We start from the raw sequence: 17,891 nt of genomic DNA, 5'->3' as shown, positions 1-17,891 counted from the left end.
TACACACGCATGACCGCCCTGCCCTTCGACCACGCGCAGCAGCAGCTGCTGGCGCTGCAGCAACGCATCCATGCGTTCAATCTGGACTGCGCGGCCGAGCATGAACTGGACATCCAGGACCCGGCAGGCCCGCTGTGGGCGGCGCTGCAGGAACGGGTGACCGTGGCGCCGTTGTACGGCGGCCTGCACATGGAGTTCTTCGGCAACCCATGGGAGGAACCGTTCGCGTGGACGCTGGCCTGCCTGTCCGATCAGCGCGTGGCCGATGCAGTCATGTCCCTGTCGTTCACCGGCCCGGATGAAGGGGCCAATGGCACGCGTGAGTGGGAGTTCACTGCCCTGCTGGACAGCGACGTGCGTTTCCCACGCCTGCGCTCGTTGTCGATCTCCCCCACCGCACCGGCCGACCACAACATGTCGCTGGTGCAGCGCGCGGGCACCATCATGGAAGAAGACGGCGAGATCGCCCGCTTCGTTTCCAAGGCACCGCACCTGAGCGAATTGGTGGTGCCGAACGCGCCGGACGCCGCCTTCTTCGAGGTGCCGCTGCCGCACCTGCACAGCCTGCACATCGGCGGCGGCTCGGACACCCAGCGCTTCATCGACAACATTGCCGCATCACGCAACCTGCCTGCCTTGGGCCTGCTGGATTTTTGCGAATCGACGGAGCTGCAATTCGTCTGGGCTGATGCCCGTGAGACCGATGCGGTCACGCCTTTCGCGGCCTATGAGCGCTTGTTCGCCAGCGATGCCTTCGCCGCCGTGCACACCTTTCGGCTGCGAAACAGCGCGCTGACGCTGGAACAGCTGCAGTCACTGCAGGCCATGCGCCCACGGTTGTCGTTCATGGTCATCCAGGCAGCGACAGGGGGCTATGTCAGTCATTTCGCCAAGGGTGTGTTCCCGTGGCGGCACCTGGTGCCGGGTGATCCGGGAACGCGTTGATCGGACACGAACAGTGCCAATTCACGCCACCTTCTTCACCTTCTTCGAAGTGGTCTTGCCTGACTTGGTTTTGGGCTTCGCCTTGACTGGCTTGCCGTTGCTGTCGACCGGCACCAGACTCAGCCGGAACCCAAGCGATCTGGCCAGCTTGCTGAGGTTGCCCATGGTTGGGTTTCCTTCTCCACGCATCATCTTGTAGAGCGTTTCGCGGGCGATTCCCGTAGTGCGTGCAAGATCTGAGATGTTCCGTGCTCTCGCCACGATACCCAGTACGGACGCGATGAAGGCCGAGTCATCGGGAGCCTCTTCCAGCGCGGCTTCGATGAAAAAAGCGATGTCTTATTCATCGCGCAGGTGTTCAGCAGCGTCCCAATCGCGCAGCTGTACTTTGTTGTTCATGACGGTCTGCCTCATCTTCTGTCGCGTATACGCTGCGGCCACTTGGTCAAAGCAGGCTGGCGAGCTTGCGGGCCTGCTCGATGTCGCGTGACTGGCTGTCTTTGTCGCCGCCGCACAGCAGGATGTACGTAATTCCCGCGCGCTCCGTGTAATAGATGCGGTATCCCGTGCCGAAGTCGATTTTCAGTTCGGCGATACCGCCGGCGAGCACACGGTGCTTGCCCGGATTGCCCAGCGCCAGCCGTGTAATGCGTGCAGCGATGCGCTGACGGCCCTGCTTGTCACGAGGTCACCAAGCCGTTGAGCCAACTGTTGAACCCAGTGGTTGCCTGAATTCTCGTCACATGTCCACCATATTGGACACATGCGACGGTCGCAACTCATGTGGGGGAACGCCACTGGACTGCTTGCACTGATCGTGGCCAGTGGATGGTGCCGCTTATCCGAATCGAACGGATGACCTACTGTTTACAAGACAGTTGCTCTACCAACTGAGCTAAAGCGGCACGGGGTGTAACGCCGACGGCAGCGCCGTGGTTTGGGAATTCTAGCGCAGTCGCGTGCATTCCAGCGACCGTTGCTGCGCGGCACCGCTGCGCTGCTGTGCCTGGGCCGGTTCGGCCGCAGCCCCCAGCTGCCCTTCCAGCCACCATTGGCCAGCATCGCCACTGGCCACCAGCCGAGGCTGGAAGCCGGCGGCCTGCACCGCAGCCATGCGCCGCTCGGCGCCTTCGCGGTTGCGGTACTGGCCCAGCGCAATGGCGTTGGTCCCTTCGCCCTGGCTGATGATGTAGTAGTCGCTCAGCCCGGCGGCGACGATGCGCTTGACCGTGGCCTGCGCGTCATCGCGGCTGGCGGCGGCGGGCAGCAGCACGCGGTAGCGGGCGCTGCCGCTGGCGGCGGGCTGCTCGCGCAGGCGCACCTGGCCCAGCAGGTTGCCGGCACGGCTCTGTGCGGCGGTGGCGGCGGCACGGTCCGCGAACGGACCCAGCGCCAGGCAGCGCGGCGGTGCGGCCGGGGCTGCGGGCTTCCCGGCCACCGGTTCCGGTGCTGGCTTGGCGATGGTAGCGACCGGCTCGGGCGTCTTCACCGGTTCGACGGATTTGCTGGCCGATGCCGCCGGTGCCGGCGCAGGCGCAGGCGCAGCGGCCACTGCGGTAGCCGGCGCGGCCTCACGCTCCACCAGTGCTTCCGTAGGTGCCGCTGCTGAGGCCTGCGCGGCCACGGCCGCATCGGTCCCGCCGGGCAGCCAGCGCAGTTCGGCCACGCCGGTCGGGTGCGGCGGCAACGGCGCACGCGCCGGCTCATCGCGCAGCAGCCACCAGGTGGCGACACCAAGATTGAGGATCGCCAGCACGACGATCAGGGCACGGGTCAGCATGCGCCGATACTAGCCTGCGGGCTGGTGCACCGCCCAGCGGGCGAGGCCATCCAGCACCAGCGACGGGTGGTAGTCGGCCCCGTCCAGCAGCGGCATCAATGCCGGCGCGCCACCGCCATGCACCAGCAGCGACGGCATCACGCCCAGCAGTGCCTGCGCTTGGCGGGCACTGCGTTCGACCAATGCAACGGCAGCACCATCGCAGCCCGACGCCAACGCGTCGGCAGTGTCGTTGGCGAATTCGCTGTAGTCACCACCGCTGGCCGGCAGCTGCACCGCGCGCGCGTGCAATGCCTCGCGCATGGTGGTCGGCGAGGCGGAAATACGTCCACCGTGATGCTGGCCATCGGCATCAAGCAGGTCGATGGTCAGGGCGGTGCCGACACCGACCACCAGCACCGGCCGTTGCGCCTTGGCGGCGGCAAGCAGCGCCAGGAAACGGTCGACACCGAATTTTTCCGGCTTGGCGTAGGCAATGCGTACGCCTGCACACTGGGCGCTGGTGCGCACCACATGCACGTGCTCGAAGCGGCGCTGCAGTTGATCCAGCATGGCGCTGGTCAGCGACGGCGCGGCGACGCTGGCGACAAACGCGGTTTCACCACTGGGCAGGCTGTGCGGCGGTTGCCCGGCCATGCCTTCGGCACCATGCGCCCAGGCTTGTACGTCGCCAGCACGGTCGCCATGCAAGGGGGCAAACTTGAAACGCGAATTGCCCAGATCGAACAACCAGTCGCTCATGCTTTTCTCACACTGACTTCGCCGGCATGCAGCAGTCGCTCGCGGCCATCGATGTCCACGCGCAGCGCGCCATCATCGGCCAGGCCCAGCGCGGTACCGTGCTGCCACTGGCCATCCAGCTGCACGCGCACTTCGCGTCCGGCCAGCATGTCGAACGCGGCATAGCGCGGCAGGAACGGCGCCAGCCCTTCGCGATCGAACTCTTCCAGCGCCGGCAGCAGGCGTGCCAGCACCGCGGCCACCACCGTGTTGCGATCCACCGATGCACCGGCCAGCGTGTCCAGGTCCACCCAGGGCTGGGTGATCTGCTCGGCGAAGGCCGGCGGCATGTGCACGTTGATGCCGATACCGATCACGGCGCGCGCCGGGCCGGCGTACTCGCCACCGCCCTCGGCCAGCAGGCCGACCAGCTTGCGGCCATCCACCAGCACATCGTTCGGCCATTTCAGCTGTGCCTGCGCATAGCCCAGGTCGTGCAGCGCTTCGGCCACGGCGACGCCAGCGACCAGGCTCAGGCCGGCCAAGCGGCCCAAGCCACCCTCGAACAAACGCAGCACCGACAGATACACATGCGCGGCCAATGGCGAGGCCCAGGTGCGGCCGCGACGGCCTCGGCCACCGGTCTGGCGCTCGGCCAGCAGGACGCTGACACCGCGCTGGGGCGCGCTGCAGCGCAGCAATTCGGCGTTGGTGGAGTCCACCGTCCAGGCTACCTGCAGGTCGTGCAGCAGCGCGGCGGCGTCCTTGGGCAGGCCAGCGCGGATGGTCTTGGCCTCCAGCAGGTCGACCGGCCGGGTCAGCCCGTAGCCCTCGCCCGCGCGCCCTTCCACGTCGACACCGGCGGCCCTAAGCCCTTGAATACGCTTCCAAATGGCGGCCCGGGTCTGGCCCAGCTCACGGGCCAGGGCGTCGCCGGACAGGCGACCGGCAGCGAGTTTGGCCAGCAGTTGGCGATCGTCCACGGCAGCTTCCACAAGGTCAGAACGGAATTATGCGGGAAAGCCGCCAGCGACGCCCGCCAGGCCCGGTTCCGGCGGGCTTCCAATCTGGCGCCGGGTTCGGGCTAGAATCGAGAGCTCACCCTCCCTTAACGTGGATGTCGTCAATGCGCCGTTATGCCCATTGCCTGATCCTGCTGACGATGCCCTTCGCGGCGTCTGCCACAGCAGCGCTTGATGACAGCCGTGGCGCCTGCGTCTATTCGGCAAGCGATGCGGCCTCGCAGCGCACACCGACCACGGCGCCTGCCGCAGCTGCCGCCAAGCCGGCACCGGTACGCCCTGCAGCTACCACCAGCAGCGGCGGTGGCGGTGACGACGATGTACTGCAGCGCATCCGCGCGCCGAAGTGGCACAGCTACCTGCCGGGTATGTTCCGCTGATCAAGACGTTGCTGCAGTGGCTGCGGCCCGCGCCGCGGCCGATCGAAGACGCACACTGGAACGATGCCTGCCACCGCGCAGCATGGTTACGCGGCCTGGACGACGAACGGCGTACACGCCTGCGCGCATTGACCACGCGCTTCCTGCATGAGAAGACCATCTCCCCGATCGGCGAACTGCAGCTGCAGCCGGCAGACGGCGTGCTGCTGGCCGCACTGTGTTGCCTGCCGCTGCTGGAGTTCGGCGAAGTGGGGCTGGAGGGGTGGTCGCAGTTGATCGTCTACCCCGATGCGTTCCGCGTGCATCGCAGCCACATGGATGCCGCCGGGGTACTGCACGAGTGGGATGACGAGTTGATCGGCGAGTCGTGGGACAGCGGTCCGTTGATTCTGTCGTGGGCCGATGTGCAGGCCGACCTGGCGGCACCGCATGAGGGCTACTGCGTGGCCGTGCATGAGATGGTGCACAAGCTGGATGGGCTGGACGGTGCGATGGACGGCACGCCGCCGTTGCCGCGTGCATGGCAACGCGAGTGGGCTGCGGACTTCCAGAAATCGTACGACGCGTTCTGTGCGCAGGTGGATGCAGGCGTGGAAACGCTGATCGATCCCTACGCGGCGGAAGCACCGGAAGAGTTTTTTGCGGTGGCCAGCGAGTACCACTTCTCTGCGCCGGACCTGCTGGCCGAAGCGTTGCCGGAAGTGGCTGCGCATCTCAAGCGGTTCTATGGCGAGCCGCCGAAGATCGAAATACGGTAGTGCCGGCCGCTGGCCGGCAGCCTGGCATTGCGAAGGCTTACGGCCCCGGCGGCAGCTGCACTTCGAAACGGGCGCCGCCCAGTTCGCTGGAACGGGACACCTGCAGCTCGCCGCGGTAATCCTTGATCAGGTCCTGCACGATCGACAGGCCGATGCCGTGGCCCTGTACGCGCTCATCGCCACGCACGCCACGCTGCAGCACCTTGCCGATGTCTTCCGGGGCGATGCCCGGGCCATCGTCATCCACCGCCAGCAGCAGGCCGGCGCGACGCGCATTCGGCGCGGGCAGCGGCTGCGCGGTCAGCAGCACGCGGCGCTTGGCCCACTTGAAGGCGTTTTCCAGCAGGTTGCCCAGCAGCTCCTGCAGATCGCCCGGTTCGCCGTGGAAGCGTGCGGCCGGGTCGATGTCGAATTCGCACAGCACGCCCTTCGACGCATAGACCTTCTCCAGGCCGCGCACGATTTCCTCGGCGTTGGATTCGATCGGCAGCGGTGCCGAGAACAGCTTGTGGCCCGACGAAGCCGCGCGTGCCAGCTGGTAGGACACCAGGTTGTTCATGCGCTGCAGCTGCACGTCCAGTTCTTCGCGCAGCGCGCCATCACCGGCACCGCTGTCCATCTGCGTGCGCAGCACCGCGATCGGCGTCTTCAGGCTGTGCGCCAGGTCGGCCAGGGTGTTGCGTTGGCGTTCGAGATTCTCACGCTCGCCCTCGATGAAGGCATTGATGCTGTCGGTCAACGGCTCCAGCTCGCGCGGGTGGCGCTCGCTCATGCGTTCGGTCTCGCCGCGCTGGACCTTGGTCAGCTCGGTGATCACCCGCCGCAACGGACGCAGGCTCCACTGCAGGATGACCGTCTGCAGCAGCAGCAGGATCAGGCCGATGCCGCCCAGGTAGAACCAGACCCGGCTGCGGAACACGCGCAGCTGCGCACCCAGCGCGCGCGAGTCTTCCATCACGTAGATGGTGTACGGGAATTCCGTGGCCGGGTCGGCGTCGGCATCCCACACCAGGCCCAGGCCATAGCGGTACACCGAGCCCTGGCTGCCGTCGATCTGGATCATCGGCAGCGGGCCTTCAAACACTTCCTGGCGCGGGGCCAGCAGGCCGCCGCCGACGGTGGGCAGCATCGGGCCTTCGGCGGACATGGAATTGCCCTTGCCGTCAGGCATCACCACCTGCAGGTAGAGGCCGCTGCCGGGCACGTCGAAACGCGGATCCGGCGGCTGCTCGCGGATGTACAGCGAGCGGTCGCGGGTGAAGTCGATGCCGGCCGCATAGGCGGTGGCATAGTTCTTCAGGCGCTCACGCAGGTTCGCCTTCGCCGTGTCGGCGAAGGCGGCATCGAGCGCGTAACCGGCCAAGGCCAGGAACGCGACCAGACCCACGGACGCGGCGAACATCTGGCGCGCCTGCAGAGAGCGCGGCCGCCAGCGTCGGAAGAACCACAGACGGCCGGACATCGTTTATCGCCTGCTGAAGGCCTCAGCCCTCGTTGCGCGGAATCGCGAAACGGTAGCCACGACCGCGCACGGTCTCGATCGGCTTCAGTTCGCCATCCGGGTCCAGCTTCTTGCGCAGGCGGCCGATGAACACTTCCAGCACGTTCGAGTCGCGGTCGAAGTCCTGCTGGTAGATGTGCTCGGTGAGGTCGGCCTTGGAGACCAGTTCACCGGCATGCATCATCAGGTACTCCAGCACCTTGTACTCGTAGCTGGTGAGGTCGACGTTGCTGCCGGCCACGCTGACGGTCTGCGCTGCCAGATCCAGGGCGACCGGGCCGCATTCCAGGGTCGGCTTGCTCCAGCCTGCGGCGCGGCGCAGCAGCGCGTTGACGCGGGCCAGCAGCTCTTCCACATGGAACGGCTTGACCAGGTAATCGTCGGCGCCCTGCTTCAGGCCCTCGACCTTGTCCTGCCAGCTCGAACGCGCGGTCAGGATCAGCACCGGGAACTTCTTGCCTTCGTCGCGCAGGGCCTTGATCAGCTCCATGCCCGACATCTTGGGCAGGCCAAGGTCGATGATGCCGACGTCGAACGGGACTTCGCGGCCCATGTACAGGCCTTCTTCGCCGTCCTGCGCTGCATCGACGGCAAAACCTTCGCGCTTGAGCCGGGCTGCCAGGGTCTCACGCAGCGGGGCTTCGTCTTCGACCAGAAGGATACGCATGAACTCTCCCTAGTGTGCTGGGTGCGGCCCGGAGGCCTGTGGGTACGGGTTGATAGCAACAACTATCCCTGTTCAGGGGTTATCGCCGCGTAGTGATGACATATCCGACCGCGGCGTGCGCGGCTGTGAACGTGCCGGGGCGGGGTCGTCCATGTAGCGGACCCGACCGCGGTCGTCCATGTATTTGACCCGGTTGATGTCACGACCATCGAACGGCACCCGCTCGGCGCCCAGGATGTGGCCGCCGGTGGTGCGCTGCACGCGGCGCACGGCATCGGACAGCGAACGCTCGTTGCTGGCGCCACGGCCACCGCGCTCCATCATTTCAGCGCGTCCCTGTTCCCGCTGGGGGTCCTGCGCCAACGCCGAAGACAGCGGGGCAGCCGCCAGGACCACGAACGTGGCCAGGGCAAAACAGCGGTGGAAGGGAGCGGAAGACATCGATGCGATCCTAGCCGAGCACGGCGATTCGTTCAAAAGTCGTAAATCCGGGCACCGGAATGGAACCCGGCGTTTTACAAATCTTTTGCAAATTCTTGGTTTCGGGCGGTGAATCCGGTCTGAACTTTTCCGGATGCTCCAGCCCGTTGTTCAGCTAAGTGAACATTCGGGACGAAACGGCCGTCCTTGTCAAGTCAGGAATGTGACTGACGTCACGCAGCGGCACGGTCGGCTTCGCGTTCGGTGACCGACAGTGCCTGCTCGATCAGCGTCCAGTCGGCGCCGGGGCGATGGGCGCCCTCGCTCAGCACCTGGCGGAATGCGCGGCCACCGGGCTGGCCATGGAACAGGCCGAGGATGTGGCGGGTGATGTGCTTCAGGGCCAGGCCTTCGCCCAGGCGGGCGTCGATGTACGGACGCAGGGCGCGCAGCAGTTCACCGCGCGGTCGCAGCGACGCGCCGGTATGCAGGGCCTCCAGCTGATGCAGCAGGTAGGGGTCGTGGTAGGCCGCGCGGCCGAGCATCACGCCATCGACGTGCGCGGCCTGCGCCTGCACCGCCTCGATGCTGGCCAGGCCGCCATTGAGCACCACCGGCAGCGCCGGGCGCTCCTGCTTCAGGCGATAGGCCCAGTCGTACTTCAACGGCGGAACCTCGCGGTTCTCCTTCGGCGAAAGGCCCTTCAGCCAGGCATTGCGGGCGTGCACCACCACCATTGCGGCGCCGGCATCGACCTGACGGTCGACGAAGCTGGCGAATACGTCATAGTTGTCGTCCTCGTCCACGCCCAAGCGGCACTTCACCGTCACCGGGATGTCCACCGCCGCGACCATGGCCGCTACGCACTCGGCCACCAGCACCGGCTCGCGCATCAGGCACGCGCCGAAACGGCCGGCCTGCACGCGGTCGGACGGGCAGCCGCAGTTGAGGTTGACCTCGTCGTAGCCCCACTCGGCCGCGATGCGCGCGGCCTGCGCCAGCAGGGCCGGATCGCTGCCACCCAACTGCAGCGCCAACGGCTGTTCGCTGGCATCGAAACCGAGCAGGCGCTGACGATCACCGTGGATCACCGCGTTGGCGTGCACCATTTCGGTATACAGCCGCGCGCCCGGCGCCAGCAGGCGGTGGAACACCCGGCAATGGCGATCGGTCCAGTCCATCATCGGGGCGACGGACAGACGCAGGGAATCAGCGTAACGGGCGGTGGCGGACGTCATCGGGCGGTTGATCGTGGAGACTGGCATTGCCAGTGAGATCAATAGTTTACACCGGGCGGATGAATGGCGGCGGGCCGCCGGGAATGGGGCCCGGGTTGCCGCTGCCGGCCTTGGGTGGGGATACTCGGTACGCGCGTTCCTGCTGCACCGAACCTGTTGGAAGGGAAGCCACAATGAAATCGACTGGATCCTCGCCGGCGGGCGTTGGCCTTGCCTGCCTCACCCTGCTGGCGGCGCTGGCGCTGGGCAGCGGTTGCAGCAGCGTCCGCGACGCGCGCATCGCCGAGATCAAGCCCGGCCCACGATGCGACTTCACCGAGGGCGCCACGTTCGACAACCGGCCGTCCTACCTGTCGGCCGGACAGGAAAATGCGCCCATCGGTGCGCTTTCCAGGCTCTTTGGCGTGTACGACAAGGGCATCCACCAGGTCACGCTCCGTCAGCAGACGAGCCGGCTGGTGGCCCGCTTCCATGCCGCCGATGGCGCCCGCATCGAGGCCGAAGACAGCGCTTCCAGCAGGAGCTACAGCGCTGAGGGAGACCAGCTGGTCATCAACCGGTGGTCATCGTGCAAACCGGGCGAGGCCGGCGCCGGCTGCGTCTGGTCGCGCGTGGAGCTGTCCTGCACGGTGGACAACGATCTGGTGGTGAAACAGGTGGGCGGAGGTGCGGTCCTGCTGGCCCTGATCATCCCCATGGGCCAGCGCAGTACCCAGTTCGGGGTGTACCGGCGGATCGCCCCTGCAGAATGATCTGCAGAAGGCTCCGGGTTCGACCCGGAGCCCCTGGGCACAGTGCGGCGGGCTTACAGGCCGCGGTTGCGCACCTGATCCTGCTGCTGATCCTGCACACGCTGGTTGAACTGGACATCCAGCTCTTCGGCCTGGCGGGTGCTGGCCTCGACCGACTGCGACACGGCCTGACGGCTGTCGACGAAGGTGCGCTGCGCGGCCGGGTCGCCGACGTTGCCCTGCACGGCGAACAGACCGCTGCCATCCGGGCGCGCGACCACGTGGTCGATCTGGCGCATGCCGGCGACCTTGCTCTCGTAGGCCAGCTGGCCGGCGGCACGTTCGGTTTCCTGCGCGTTGGCGAACAGCGGGCAGAGCCCGGCCTGCACGCGCTGCTGTTGCAGCACCTGCAGTTTCTCCAGCGCCTGGTTGAAGCGCGGATTCTCGGCGTGCGAAGGATCGCGCATGCTCGGGGCCGCCGGTGCGGTCGGTGCAGTCGGTTCGGTGCGTGCCGGGGCGGCGGCGGTCTGCGCGCCGGCTTTCACTGCAGCCGGGTCGTCCAGGCGCGCCAGGGTCTGGCGGCCGGCCTTGCCATCCTGCTCCAGGCCGTTGTTGGCCTGGAACTGCTTGACCGCTGCCAGCGTGTCCTTGCCAAAGATGCCGTCGGTGCCCAGCGCCTTGCCGTCGGCTGCGGTGTAACCCAGGGCTGCCAGCTTGCCCTGCAGCGCCTTGACCTCGTCGCCGCGTTCGCCCTTCACCAGCATGCCATCGGCCATCGGCGCCTGCTGCGTGGCGCGTGCGGCCTGCGCCGCTTCGGGCCCCTGCGCGTGCACCTTGCCACCGAGGGTGATGCGGTCGTTGAGCATGTCGCCGAGGTAGCGCCGGAACTGCGCCGGCTCCACTTCGATATGTGCGTGCACCGCGCCGGGTGACCCCACATCGGACTGGCGCACCAGCGGCGCACCGTACTCGACGAAATCGCCGGTCTTGTAGGGGATGGAGCCGACGGCGCCGTGCAACACCTGGCCCACCAGCTCGCGGCGGGCATCGCCGACCGGATGGCTGTAGATGCTGATGGAATTGGTGCCGTCCTTGTTGAGCTGGACGTAGCCGGCCACCGGACTGGGAATCATCAGGCTGCGCCCACCGGCACGGTCGGTCAGGATCAGGTCCTTCTGCACCAGCGGAATGCCGTTGGTGTCCCCACGCTTGCGCACGGCCTCCAGTTCACCGTCGACCATGTCTGCGGTGCGGTCAACCTTGCTGGCATCGCCAGCGCGCACGGCGGCCGCATTGGTGTTGGGATGGTGGATCTTCAGCTCGCGGAATGCGTCCTCGCCGCTGATGCCGTGGCGAAGGACGCGGTTGCTGCTGCCGTTGCCGAAGGGTTCCACTACGGAAATGCGCTCGCCACCGGGCGCTGCGGCGCCGGCAGGACCGGTGTGCTGCGGCGCTGCGGGTGGCGCAGCCCTCGTCGGAGCTGCCGGCGCAGTCGGCGCGGTCGGGGCAGCAGGCGAAGGCGCGGCAGGGCGATGCTGTGCGGCCTCGGCATCGATGGCGCGGCGCGTCTGTGCGTCGGCCATGCCGGTGGCCGGCAGATGGTGCTGCTGCTGGAAAACGTTGATGGCGTGCTGGCTGCCGGCCCCCAGGTAGCCATCGGCGGTGATCGCTTTGCCATGCGCATCGGTCAGGCCCAGCGCGGCCATGTCACGTTGCAGCGCGCGCGCCTCACGGTCGATCGCACCCAGCGTCGCAGGCCCCACCTTGCCATCGACCGGATTCAGACGATGGTCGCGCTGGAAGGCTTCGACGGCCTGCCGGGTTGCGGCATCGAACTGGCGGTCGGGGTGGATCGCCTGTACGCCTGCACCGCCGTACCCCAAGGCATGCAGGTTGTGCTCCAGCTTTTCCACCGCGCGGCCAGTAGAGCCCTCTTTCAGCACCTGCGGGCCACCGCCACCGTGCTTGTGCGAGCGCGCCTGTTCCAGCGCTACGCGGATGTCGGGGTCGTTGCCTTCGTTGGCCGGCGCGAAGTCGCGGCGACCCACTTTCAGATGCGCGCGATCCATCTCCGCCGAATGGCGGGGATAGGCCTCTTCATAACCAGCGGCGACGTCAGCGGCCGCCAGGCCGGCATAGTATTTCTTGTCCTGGCGGATCTCGGCCGCCTTGTCGCGCAGGTCCTGGTAGTCGCCGCCCCGCTTCAGCACGGCTTCCAGCTGCGGTAGTGTCCCCGGCAGCTGGTTGGCGGACTTGGCGATCAGCGCGATCGCTTCGAAACGCTTGTCTTCTGCAATGCCACTACCGTGCTTGTCCAGCATGGTCATGGCGATGCGGGTGGCGTTGCGCACCTGCGGGTAGTCCACGTGGGTGTGGATCCACTGCTTGCCTTCGGGCGACCCGGCCCAGGCGTTGATGCTGTCGCGGGTCGGGACATCGATGAAGCGGATCGAGGAGCGCTTGCCCTGGCCGTCGCCGTGGCTGAGCAGGTCGGCGCGCAGGTCGGCATGGTCGTTGGTGAAGGGCAGATGGTGCGCCTTGGCGTAGCTGCTGGCCTGCTGGATGACCGCGTCCACGTAGGTCGTCTCGCCGGGCTTCAGCGCACGCTCTTCGGTGGCACCCAGCGGCCATTTGCCACGCTGGCCGAAGTCGACCTGGATGGTCCCCAGCGAATAGCCACTGTTGGCGGCCACCGCGCTGACCGTGCCCCACTTCGGCTCATCCAGTCCCTTGGTGATGCCGGCGATGCTGAGGTGGTACGACGATCCGCCACCTTCGGTGCCGCGTCCGACGGCGAAAAACACCGCGCCGGCGGTTGCGTCCAGGTTACGGGTATCGATGTTGTTTGGCATGGCTCACTTCCTGATCCGTGGAGGGATGACCGTATTGCGGATTACGAACCGATCAGGCGCAGGTAGGTTTCCAGCTGATCGGCGCGCGCGCGCAGGCGCTCGGTGTCATTCAATTTCTGTTGCAGGTTGCCCGGCTGCGAATCGTCGTACAGCGCGGTTTCCAGTTCGCCATCGCGCTGGCGCGACTGCAACCACGCCCGTTGCGCGGCCAGCAGATGTCCCTTGGCCGTGGCGTCGAGGCGTTCCTGCAACTGCTGGTACGCCTGGTTCAACCGGCGGTCCTGCCGGTCCGATTCGCTGGACAGGCAGGCGGCTTCTTCGATGATGCCCTGCGCGCGGCCTGAGCACGCCTGGTAGGTCGCGCTCAGCGCGGATGCGGCATGCACCTGGCCGGTGCACAGCACCGCCATTGTCGCCACCACAATGCCCAAGGTCCTGCTCGCCATGGTCTGCTTCCTACCGGTCAATGCTTCGATGCGCTGCACACGCCGGAGGCCCCGTCAGGGGGCCAGCATGCGCTTCTGCAGTTCCACTGCGCGATTGGCGTAGCGGTTGATGCGGCACGACTGCGCGTCCAGCGCCTGACCCACGCTCTCCGTGGCCGCACTGCAGCGCTTGTCGGTGTCCTCGGCCCAGTTCGCCTGCTCGTCCATCCAGCGGTCCTTGGCCGGGCCGTCGGGGCTGTCCATCAGCCGCGCGACCTGTGCTTCCAGCAGCGCTTTGTGATGGGCGAGCTCGGTGGAGTCGCAGACTTCCAGCTGGTCGTCCATACCCCGGGCATCCTGCACGCAACGGGTGTATTCGGGCCGCAGTGTTGCCTGGGTATAGGAGGTATCCGGGGGCCCACTCTGCGCGAGCAGTTGATCGGCACGATTGGCCACGCGGAACAAGCGGCATTCCTGCGCCTTCTGCAGGTCATCCACCCCGGCAGTGGCCGCAGCGACGCAATGGCGATCGGTATCACTGCGCCAGGTCGCCTGGGTGGCCAGGAACGCATTCTTCGCCACCGCATCAAGCCCGGCGACGACCTTGCCGGCAACCTCCTGCAGGCGCCCTTCCTGATAGGCCAGTTCGTCCTTGCCGCAGGCCTGCAGCTTGCCCGCATCCTCCACGCCATCCACGCACCAGCCATAGGCCGGGCGCAGGCGACCGTCCGAGTAGGACGCATCGGGGTACCCGGAGGAATCACCAGGCGCTGGGCCGGGCGAGGCTGTCGGCGATGCCGCGACAAGCGGTGCCGGGGTGGGTGCGGCTTCGGCCGATGCAGGGGAAGAAGGTGCCTGGCAGGCGGTGAGTGCCAGGCACAGGGCCAGCACCTTCCAGTACCGACGGCCGGAGGCGATCTGTTCATTGCCCCGACGGGCATCCATTGCCTGCATTGCCTGTATCTCCCTTGCGTGTCGCCAGCGGTCGCCGGCCGGGAGGGGCCGTCCATCGGCCCCATCACGGGGGCAATCCTACGACAGCGGCGGTTTCAGATGGCTGACTGGATTCAGCTTGCGCGGACGGCGTCGCAGAAATCGCCTTGCCAGGCCGAGGCATGGAGCCCCGGCACAGACCGCGACAGGGCGCGCGGTCAATGTGCGCCGCCGCGCCCTCCCACCTGTTCGATCAGCGTCTGGCTGGCGGCGTTGAGGCCGACAACGTTGACCTCGGCACCGTGCGCGGCCAGTTTTTCCTGCGCGCGTTGCAGCGCGGCGACGGCAGTCAGATCCCACAGGTGGGCTTCGCGCAGGTCGATCTCAACCTTCTGTGCCACGCGTTGGTAATCAAACGCCGCACCCAGCTGCCCGGCGGAGGCAAAGAACACCTGGCCGCGCACGCGGTAGACCTGCGTGCCACCGGCCTCCTCGCACTGCACATCCAGCATGCGGCCGACCTTGCGCGCGAAGAACAGCGCCGACAACAGCACGCCGCTGAGCACGCCCTTGGCCAGATCGTGGGTGGCCACGGTGACCACCACGGTCAACAGCATCACCGCCGACGAGCTGCGTGGATGCGTGCTCAGGTCGCGCAGCGAGCGCCAGCTGAAGGTGCCGATGCTGACCATGATCATCACCGCCACCAGTGCGGCCATCGGAATCTGCCGCACCAGGTCGCTGCCGTACACCACCAGCACCAGCAGCAGTACGCCGGCCACCAGGCAGGACAGGCGCCCGCGGCCACCGGAGGTCACGTTGATGACCGACTGGCCGATCATCGCGCAGCCGGCCATGCCGCCGAGGAAGCCGGTGACCGTGTTGGCCAGGCCCTGGCCGACGCATTCGCGGTTGCGCTCACTGGGCGTCTCGGTGATGTCCTCGACGATCTGCAGGGTCATCATCGATTCGAGCAGGCCAACTACGGCCAGCGTGGCCGACACCGGCAGCAGAATGCGCAGGGTTTCCCAGGTGAGCGGCACATCGGGCAGCAGGAAGTGCGGCAGGCTGTCCGGCAGCTGGCCCATGTCACCGACGCTGCGCACGTCCACATCGAAGCCGATCACTATGGCCGTGAGCACGACGATGGCAACCAGCGGCGACGGCACGGCGCGGGTGATGCGCGGCAGCAGGTAGATGATCGCCAACGCGGCGGCGCACAGCACGTACACGGTGGGGCCGCGGCCGATCAGCTCGGGCATCTGCGCCAGGAAGATCAGGATGGCCAAGGCGTTGACGAAGCCGGTGATGACCGAGCGCGAGACGAAGCGCATCAACGAGCCGAGTTTGAACAGGCCGGCCACTACCTGCAGCAGGCCGGCCAGGATGCTGGCGGCGAACAGGTACTGCAGGCCGTGATCACGAACGAGATCGACCATCACCAATGCCATCGCACCGGTGGCAGCGGAGATCATGCCCGGCCGGCCACCGGCGATGGCGGTGATCACGGCGATGGAGAACGCGGCATACAGGCCGACCTTGGGGTCGACGCCAGCGATGAGCGAGAAGGCGATGGCCTCGGGAATCAGGGCCAGGGCGACAACGGCACCGGACAGCAGATCACCGCGGAGATTGCCGAGCCATTGCTGGCGCAGGGGATAGGACGTTTGCATGGAAAAGCTCCGCGCACACGCGGGCGGGGCCACGTGGCGCTGCAGTGGAAAGACACGGGTTCCTGAGCCGGATGGGCCGGCTGCCGATGGGCGGCAAGGGTCAGGGTGGCGTGATCACTGCAGTGCGTCGTCGGAAAGCGTGGAGGGGGCGGAGTTTACTGCAGCCGATGACCCGGAGGTAGGCCAGACTGCGTGAAAGGCAGCGGAGCGTGGCTCCGCTCTACAATGCTGCATGGTCACGGCCCCGCCCCGCTACTTCGATACACGCACCGAACAGGGCGTGCTGCGCCTGTCCATCGTCGGCTCGCTGCTGTTGGCTGCAGCGGCGGTGGTGTTCGGCCTGCTGGCCAACTCTTCGCTGATCATCTTCGATGGCATCTACGGACTGATCGACGTGGTGATGACCTGGCTGTCGCTGCTGGTCGCGAGGCTGATCGCGCTGTCCACCCAGACCGACGCCCTGCAGTCGCGCCTCAACCAGCGCTTCACCATGGGCTTCTGGCACCTGGAACCGATCGTGCTGGGAGTGAGCGGTACGTTGATGATCGGCGCAGCGTTGTACGCGCTGGTCAACGCGGTCGATGCGCTGATGTCGGGTGGGCGGCAGATCGCGCTTGGTCCCGCGATCATCTTCGCGGCGCTGTCGATCGTGGCCGAGAGCGCGCTGGCCTGGTTCGTGCTGCGTGCCAACCGGCGCATCGGCTCGGAGTTCATCGCACTGGATGCGAAGAACTGGGTGATCGCTGCGAGCATGTCAGCCTGCTACCTGGCGGCCTTCCTCGGCGGTGTGCTGGTCCACGGCACGTCATGGGCATGGGTCGGACCGTACATCGATCCGGCCATCCTGGCGTTCGTCTGCGTGCTGGTGATGATCGCGCCGCTGGGCACGGTGCGGCGCGCACTGGCCGGCATCCTGCTGGTCACGCCGCCGGAACTGCAGGCGCACGTCGATGCGGTGGCGCGGGGAATCGTTGCAAAGCACGGCTTCGTCGAACACCGCAGCTACGTGGCCCAGGTCGGCCGTGGCGAACAGATCGAGCTGTTCTTCGTGGTGCGCGAGGACGACCCGCCGCGGCCCCTGCTGGAGTGGGACCACCTGCGCGACGAAATCGGTGATGCGCTGGGCGAATCATCACCGGACCGCTGGCTGACCATCATGTTCACCACTGACCGGGAATGGACGATCTAGGCCGACAGGACGTTCAATCAAGTTTTTCAGACGTTTTGTAACCCAACGTGTGCAGAATCCGGGCAAAGTAGGCTCCAACGCATTACCCACCCACTGACCAGGAGCATCCCGATGTCCATCGAAAAGGTTCTGTACACCGCCCAGGCCACCTCCACCGGCGGCCGTGAAGGCCGTTCCGTGTCCTCCGACAACGTGCTGGACATCCAGCTGTCGACCCCGCGCGAGCTGGGCGGCGCTGGCGGCCCGGGTACCAATCCGGAACAGCTGTTCGCTGCCGGCTATTCGGCCTGCTTCCTCGGCGCACTGAAGTTCGTCGCCGGCCAGGCCAAGGTCGCACTGCCGGCCGACACCACCGTGACCGGCAAGGTTGGCATTGGCCAGATCCCGACCGGTTTCGGCATCGAAGCCGAACTGACCATCAACGTGCCGGGCGTGCCGCGCGAGCAGGTGGAAGAGCTGGTGCAGAAGGCGCACATCGTCTGCCCGTACTCCAACGCGACCCGCGGCAACATCGACGTGACGCTGATCGTTGCCTGATGCAACGAGGGGTCAGATCCCTTTGCCATACGCAGAGGGCTCTGACCCCGTTGCGGTGTGTCTGGGGTCAGAGCCCTTTCGCGTTGCGAAAGGGATCCGACCCAAAAAAATGGGCGGATG

The 17,891-nt window shown here is 66.8% G+C and carries 19 protein-coding genes and 1 tRNA gene; 6 read left to right on the top strand and 14 right to left on the bottom strand.

Going from position 1 to position 17,891, the window contains the following annotated elements:
- Window positions 1-9: 9 nt before the first annotated feature.
- Entirely contained in the window at window positions 10-945 is a 936-nt protein-coding gene (locus CR919_RS08410) for a hypothetical protein (RefSeq protein ID WP_099819619.1), read from the top strand.
- A gap of 21 nt (window positions 946-966) precedes the next feature.
- Here the strand turns inward: CR919_RS08410 and CR919_RS21410 are convergent, their stop codons facing one another.
- The 6 genes from CR919_RS21410 to birA form a co-directional block, all read right to left on the bottom strand.
- On the bottom strand, window positions 967-1,281 hold the full coding sequence (locus CR919_RS21410) for an addiction module antidote protein (protein ID WP_343124857.1): 315 nt from the start codon (window positions 1,279-1,281) through the stop codon (window positions 967-969).
- 109 nt (window positions 1,282-1,390) lie between these two features.
- Window positions 1,391-1,579: a type II toxin-antitoxin system RelE/ParE family toxin gene (locus CR919_RS21320; RefSeq protein ID WP_243379999.1), complete on the bottom strand. Its 189-nt coding sequence runs from the start codon at window positions 1,577-1,579 to the stop codon at window positions 1,391-1,393.
- 195 nt (window positions 1,580-1,774) lie between these two features.
- Window positions 1,775-1,850: transfer RNA gene (locus tag CR919_RS08395), tRNA-Thr, on the bottom strand.
- 41 nt (window positions 1,851-1,891) lie between these two features.
- Window positions 1,892-2,725: an SPOR domain-containing protein gene (locus CR919_RS08390; protein WP_099819618.1), complete on the bottom strand. Its 834-nt coding sequence runs from the start codon at window positions 2,723-2,725 to the stop codon at window positions 1,892-1,894.
- 9 nt (window positions 2,726-2,734) lie between these two features.
- Window positions 2,735-3,466, bottom strand: coding sequence for a type III pantothenate kinase (locus CR919_RS08385; protein ID WP_089241444.1), 732 nt, complete (start codon window positions 3,464-3,466; stop codon window positions 2,735-2,737).
- Window positions 3,463-4,428 (bottom strand): bifunctional biotin--[acetyl-CoA-carboxylase] ligase/biotin operon repressor BirA, encoded by a 966-nt coding sequence (gene birA / locus CR919_RS08380; protein ID WP_099819689.1) that lies wholly within the window; start codon window positions 4,426-4,428, stop codon window positions 3,463-3,465. Before birA ends, CR919_RS08385 begins: the two co-directional genes overlap by 4 nt.
- A gap of 143 nt (window positions 4,429-4,571) precedes the next feature.
- Here birA and CR919_RS08375 point away from each other — a divergent pair, with 143 nt between their 5' ends.
- Both CR919_RS08375 and CR919_RS08370 read left to right on the top strand, forming a co-directional pair.
- Entirely contained in the window at window positions 4,572-4,847 is a 276-nt protein-coding gene (locus CR919_RS08375) for a hypothetical protein (RefSeq protein ID WP_099819617.1), read from the top strand.
- Entirely contained in the window at window positions 4,814-5,605 is a 792-nt protein-coding gene (locus CR919_RS08370) for a M90 family metallopeptidase (RefSeq protein WP_165787250.1), read from the top strand. Before CR919_RS08375 ends, CR919_RS08370 begins: the two co-directional genes overlap by 34 nt.
- A 37-nt stretch (window positions 5,606-5,642) precedes the next feature.
- On the opposite strand, the gene CR919_RS08365 is transcribed toward CR919_RS08370, so the two are convergent.
- The 4 genes from CR919_RS08365 to dusA all read right to left on the bottom strand — a co-directional run bounded on the left by CR919_RS08365 (window position 5,643) and on the right by dusA (window position 9,458).
- A complete protein-coding gene (locus tag CR919_RS08365; protein ID WP_099819615.1) occupies window positions 5,643-7,067 on the bottom strand; it encodes a sensor histidine kinase in 1,425 nt (474 codons plus the stop codon).
- 22 nt (window positions 7,068-7,089) lie between these two features.
- Window positions 7,090-7,773: a response regulator transcription factor gene (locus CR919_RS08360; protein ID WP_004136763.1), complete on the bottom strand. Its 684-nt coding sequence runs from the start codon at window positions 7,771-7,773 to the stop codon at window positions 7,090-7,092.
- A 72-nt stretch (window positions 7,774-7,845) separates the two neighbouring features.
- The gene (locus CR919_RS08355; RefSeq protein ID WP_099819614.1) at window positions 7,846-8,214 is read right to left on the bottom strand and encodes a hypothetical protein; all 369 of its coding nucleotides are present in this window, start codon (window positions 8,212-8,214) and stop codon (window positions 7,846-7,848) included.
- 212 nt (window positions 8,215-8,426) lie between these two features.
- Window positions 8,427-9,458 (bottom strand): tRNA dihydrouridine(20/20a) synthase DusA, encoded by a 1,032-nt coding sequence (gene dusA / locus CR919_RS08350; protein WP_099819613.1) that lies wholly within the window; start codon window positions 9,456-9,458, stop codon window positions 8,427-8,429.
- 146 nt (window positions 9,459-9,604) lie between these two features.
- Between dusA and CR919_RS08345 the strand changes: the two genes are divergently transcribed.
- Complete coding sequence (locus CR919_RS08345; protein WP_099819612.1) at window positions 9,605-10,183, top strand: hypothetical protein; 579 nt, start codon at window positions 9,605-9,607, stop codon at window positions 10,181-10,183.
- Between the two features lie 53 nt (window positions 10,184-10,236).
- Here CR919_RS08345 and CR919_RS08340 read toward each other — a convergent pair whose 3' ends face one another.
- From CR919_RS08340 to CR919_RS08325, 4 genes are all read right to left on the bottom strand, one after another.
- Window positions 10,237-13,014 (bottom strand): peptidoglycan-binding protein, encoded by a 2,778-nt coding sequence (locus CR919_RS08340; protein WP_099819611.1) that lies wholly within the window; start codon window positions 13,012-13,014, stop codon window positions 10,237-10,239.
- Window positions 13,015-13,055: 41 nt separating this feature from the next.
- Window positions 13,056-13,460: a lysozyme inhibitor LprI family protein gene (locus tag CR919_RS08335; RefSeq protein ID WP_099819610.1), complete on the bottom strand. Its 405-nt coding sequence runs from the start codon at window positions 13,458-13,460 to the stop codon at window positions 13,056-13,058.
- A gap of 54 nt (window positions 13,461-13,514) precedes the next feature.
- Window positions 13,515-14,384, bottom strand: coding sequence for a lysozyme inhibitor LprI family protein (locus CR919_RS08330; protein WP_099819609.1), 870 nt, complete (start codon window positions 14,382-14,384; stop codon window positions 13,515-13,517).
- Window positions 14,385-14,590: 206 nt separating this feature from the next.
- Window positions 14,591-16,045 (bottom strand): SulP family inorganic anion transporter, encoded by a 1,455-nt coding sequence (locus CR919_RS08325; RefSeq protein WP_099819608.1) that lies wholly within the window; start codon window positions 16,043-16,045, stop codon window positions 14,591-14,593.
- Between the two features lie 232 nt (window positions 16,046-16,277).
- On the opposite strand from CR919_RS08325, the gene CR919_RS08320 reads away from it, so the two are divergent.
- Together CR919_RS08320 and CR919_RS08315 are read left to right on the top strand one after the other, a co-directional pair.
- Window positions 16,278-17,234 carry a cation transporter gene (locus CR919_RS08320; RefSeq protein WP_099819607.1) on the top strand — a complete coding sequence of 319 codons (957 nt, stop codon included), beginning with the start codon at window positions 16,278-16,280 and terminating at the stop codon, window positions 17,232-17,234.
- A 111-nt stretch (window positions 17,235-17,345) separates the two neighbouring features.
- Complete coding sequence (locus CR919_RS08315) at window positions 17,346-17,771, top strand: organic hydroperoxide resistance protein (RefSeq protein WP_004153735.1); 426 nt, start codon at window positions 17,346-17,348, stop codon at window positions 17,769-17,771.
- Window positions 17,772-17,891 lie beyond the last annotated feature (120 nt).

It is taken from the genome of Stenotrophomonas sp. LMG 10879, assembly GCF_002750935.1.
Lineage (GTDB): Bacteria > Pseudomonadota > Gammaproteobacteria > Xanthomonadales > Xanthomonadaceae > Stenotrophomonas > Stenotrophomonas lactitubi_B.
This window is presented reverse-complemented; position numbering and strand designations above follow the sequence as displayed.

Excerpts from the sequence above, each read along its gene's own strand:
- CR919_RS08410 (WP_099819619.1), top strand. The coding sequence starts at position 10 with ATGACCGCCCTGCCCTTCGACCACGCGCAGCAGCAGCTGCTGGCGCTG.
- CR919_RS08390 (WP_099819618.1), bottom strand. The coding sequence starts at position 2,725 with ATGCTGACCCGTGCCCTGATCGTCGTGCTGGCGATCCTCAATCTTGGT.
- CR919_RS08385 (WP_089241444.1), bottom strand. The coding sequence starts at position 3,466 with ATGAGCGACTGGTTGTTCGATCTGGGCAATTCGCGTTTCAAGTTTGCC.
- CR919_RS08375 (WP_099819617.1), top strand. The coding sequence starts at position 4,572 with ATGCGCCGTTATGCCCATTGCCTGATCCTGCTGACGATGCCCTTCGCG.
- CR919_RS08365 (WP_099819615.1), bottom strand. The coding sequence starts at position 7,067 with ATGTCCGGCCGTCTGTGGTTCTTCCGACGCTGGCGGCCGCGCTCTCTG.
- CR919_RS08360 (WP_004136763.1), bottom strand. The coding sequence starts at position 7,773 with ATGCGTATCCTTCTGGTCGAAGACGAAGCCCCGCTGCGTGAGACCCTG.
- CR919_RS08355 (WP_099819614.1), bottom strand. The coding sequence starts at position 8,214 with ATGTCTTCCGCTCCCTTCCACCGCTGTTTTGCCCTGGCCACGTTCGTG.
- dusA (WP_099819613.1), bottom strand. The coding sequence starts at position 9,458 with ATGCCAGTCTCCACGATCAACCGCCCGATGACGTCCGCCACCGCCCGT.
- CR919_RS08345 (WP_099819612.1), top strand. The coding sequence starts at position 9,605 with ATGAAATCGACTGGATCCTCGCCGGCGGGCGTTGGCCTTGCCTGCCTC.
- CR919_RS08340 (WP_099819611.1), bottom strand. The coding sequence starts at position 13,014 with ATGCCAAACAACATCGATACCCGTAACCTGGACGCAACCGCCGGCGCG.
- CR919_RS08335 (WP_099819610.1), bottom strand. The coding sequence starts at position 13,460 with ATGGCGAGCAGGACCTTGGGCATTGTGGTGGCGACAATGGCGGTGCTG.
- CR919_RS08330 (WP_099819609.1), bottom strand. The coding sequence starts at position 14,384 with ATGGATGCCCGTCGGGGCAATGAACAGATCGCCTCCGGCCGTCGGTAC.
- CR919_RS08325 (WP_099819608.1), bottom strand. The coding sequence starts at position 16,045 with ATGCAAACGTCCTATCCCCTGCGCCAGCAATGGCTCGGCAATCTCCGC.
- CR919_RS08320 (WP_099819607.1), top strand. The coding sequence starts at position 16,278 with ATGGTCACGGCCCCGCCCCGCTACTTCGATACACGCACCGAACAGGGC.
- CR919_RS08315 (WP_004153735.1), top strand. The coding sequence starts at position 17,346 with ATGTCCATCGAAAAGGTTCTGTACACCGCCCAGGCCACCTCCACCGGC.